The organism is Pseudomonas sp. HMWF006 (genome assembly GCF_003061205.1).
Lineage (GTDB): Bacteria > Pseudomonadota > Gammaproteobacteria > Pseudomonadales > Pseudomonadaceae > Aquipseudomonas > Aquipseudomonas monsensis.
The window spans coordinates 3,482-6,502 of the sequence record NZ_QAIU01000193.1; the positions used below are offsets into that span (position 1 = coordinate 3,482).

Here is a 3,021-nt window from a genome sequence, read left to right on the forward strand (position 1 = left end):
TATTTCCGGGAACAGGGCCATGGCTCGCGAGGTGGCGGCCGGGCGCGCAATGGTGGTGCCGGCGGTGCAGATCAGCATCGGAATCAGCACCGTGGCCGGCGAGCGCGCGAAGTGCTGCGCCAGAAACAGCATCACCAGCCCCGCCAACAGGATCAGGCACAATCCGGCGACGATCTGTTGTCGCGCATTGATCCGTCGGCTCAAAAGCGTGGCCGCGATACCACCGAACACATACGCCGCGCCGTAGATCAGCAGAATCAGGGAAAAGTCATAAGTCGTCAGTTGCAACTGATCCATGAAAATCAGCGGCGAAATCACGATGAACGAGAAGTGACAGGCGAAGGCGAATGCCGAGATCAGCCAGTAGCTGACAAACTCGAAATCGCTCAGCACTCGCCGGTAAGCCCTGACAAAACCAAGGTGTGCTGCGCTGGACGTCGGGCGACCGCTGTCCAGAAACAGCCAGGCCTTGATCATCACCAGTGCCGACAGCGCGGTGAACACCCAGAAGCTGCCGCGCCAGCCAAGGGTGGCCTGCAGGAAGGCGCCGGCCAGCGGCGAGAGCGAAATGAAGATACCGGTGGCCGTGACCATCAGGATTCGCAAGCGATCCCGTTGCTCGCCTTCGAATAGATCCTGAACCAGGGCCTGAGATAACACGAAACAACCGCAGCCCAAGGCTTGCATCACCCGGAAAATCAGGAACAACGAATAATCTGCGGTCATCACGCAACCGATGGCGCCGAGCATCGACACGCCCAGGCCGCTGAGCAGCAAGCCCTTGCGCCCGATCCTGTCGGACAGCGGGCCGATCAATAGCTGCGCAAACGCGATTCCCACGGCAAACAGGCTGATCGACAGTGCGATGTCCGCCGGCGTCCGGCTAAAGTGCGCCGCCAGTGCCGGGAATGATGGCAGCAGAACGTCCAGGGGAAATACGCCGAGCAGTACCATCGCCAGCAACAGGCCGACAGCCCCGCGACGCTGGCGAGAGGTGACCACGGATGTGCCTTCAGTCATCGATCAGTCCTGCCTTGGCAAAAAGTGTCTGGTTATGGGGCAGCGCAAAAAAACCGGCTTTGCGCAGTGCATCCAGGGTCGCCACGCAGCCTGAGCGTGCACGTGCACGACTGGCCTGCGCCGTGGCCAGGCCACTGACAATCAGGGTTACGTCGCGGTCGGCGATGCCGGCATCGCGCAGGCTCTGTCGCAGCCAGGGTTCATCGGTCTCGAAGAACATCCCGATGATCTCCAGCAACGTTTTGCTGGCGAATGCGCGCTGGCGACTGTTCATCGACAGCCAGACGTAGTGGAACACTTCGGCAAAGTAGCGACTGTGGCGGGCTTCGTCGGCCAGGTGGTCACGCAGCATGTCGCTGACGCTGGACACCAGACTGTCGCGGCAAACGTCCAGCAACTCCCGGGCAATGATGGTTTCCGAGACGAAACCGAGCAGCAGCCATGCCAGTGCGCGGTGCTTCTGCGGTGTGCGGGCGATCAGTGCGTTCATGCGGGTGATCCGTTGCGGCATCACGGGACGTGCGCTGAACCCGTAGACCCCGGCGATCTGCTCCGCCAGACGGTTGGAGAACAGCGCGTGATAACCCTCGTCGGTGTAGAGCTGCAGCGCCGCGTGTTTCATCGCCTGAGGTACGTAGACCGGCAATTCCCGGTGCACGATCACTTCCACCGCACGGTTGACGATGCGGTGCTCGAGCAGGGTGGTGTAATCGAGAAAGTGCACCAGATGGCTGGCGGTCAACCGGTGCAAGGTTTCGCGTCCTGCCGCCTTGATCGCGGGGTGCGCCAGATACGGCAGGAAGGCCGGTGGAAACCAGTGGCGGCTCTGCAACTGTTGCTGCACGTCTTCCGGCAGTCGGTAGTCGTGAGTGCTGCTGCGCACCGAAGCCCGGTTCTCCCAGTCTCCGAGGGTGAATTTGAGTGCCCATGACACGGGGGCCTCGTGCGGATCGGCAATGAGCAGCGTCATGCCTGCACCTCGCGCAAAAGCGTGCGCATTTCTTCACACATCACCTGGCCGTCGCTTTTACCGCAGCCGACAAAAAACAGCGGTTGTTCGGCACTGCCCACGAGGTTGAGCAGCGTTTCGACCTGGGCGTCTGCAAACGCACCGGTCAGCCAGGTATTGAAACCTGATGCCGTGGCGACCATTTGAAAGGTCTGCGACAGATGACCGGCTTCAATGAATGCCATGCGATAGGCGCGCGAGTGTCCATATTTCCACCAGAGCCGATCGAATCGCGCCGTGATGAACAATCCCAATGGCAGGTTATTGATGAAGTGCTGGCCACCGAGCAGGTCGCCCAGTGCCGCTTCAGGCAGTGGATTGACAAAACGCAGGCTGTGCTCGGCGGGGTCATAGGCATACAGGCCGGGAGTCAGGCCTTCGACATTCTGTACCAGCAGAAAACCTTCACACGCATTCAGACCTCCGCCGGAAGGGCTGCTCCGGCGTGCGTCGAGACCTTGGGCGACGGTGTCGTCCTCGTCTTCCCCGCGCTCGCTGAGATAGCCAAGGGAAAGGTACAGCAATGTGCCGACATCATTCAGTGTCATGGCTGCGCCGGTAAAGGTGCGGCAGGTTTTACGCCGCAGCAATGCGTTCGCCAGACTGTCGTTGCTCAAGACATTCCGAGCGGGCAAGGCAATGCATTGCCCGGTTCCAGACTCCGGACGGGCCGCCGCCGGTGCCGGGGTGGCCAAAACGTCATCGCAGTGCGCCAGATACTGTCTGGCCCATTCATCAATATTCCGAGGTGTGTGTTCGCAGGGAATATTCTGAGTGCCGATATGATAAATCTTTGACAGTTCATCCCAGCCCCATGTTGGGCTGTCTGTTTTTGATACGGATAGAATGCCCGCATTTAATAGTTGTGTGTCTATTATGTTTTGCGCGTCGAACAGGTTGGGGTTGCTTATTAGTTGGGCGAGGCGCGAGGAATAATCAAGATCAAGTTCGTGCTGGGTATGGTCTTTGTAGTTCCAGACTATTTGCCCGGG

At 59.7% G+C, this 3,021-nt stretch carries 3 protein-coding genes; all 3 read right to left on the reverse strand.

Features of this window, described 5'->3' with window-relative positions:
- On the reverse strand, window positions 1-1,020 hold a 1,020-nt coding region (locus DBR24_RS07605; protein WP_256591328.1), incomplete at its 3' end, for an MFS transporter.
- The gene (locus tag DBR24_RS07610; protein ID WP_123469601.1) at window positions 1,013-1,990 is read right to left on the reverse strand and encodes a diiron oxygenase; all 978 of its coding nucleotides are present in this window, start codon (window positions 1,988-1,990) and stop codon (window positions 1,013-1,015) included. The genes DBR24_RS07605 and DBR24_RS07610, both read right to left, overlap by 8 nt.
- Window positions 1,987-3,021 (reverse strand): SagB family peptide dehydrogenase (locus tag DBR24_RS07615; RefSeq protein ID WP_256591329.1); only part of this gene is annotated, 1,035 nt, incomplete at its 5' end. The genes DBR24_RS07615 and DBR24_RS07610, both read right to left, overlap by 4 nt.

Coding starts and splice junctions, on each gene's coding strand:
- DBR24_RS07610 (WP_123469601.1), bottom strand. CDS start 1,990: ATGACGCTGCTCATTGCCGATCCGCACGAGGCCCCCGTGTCATGGGCA.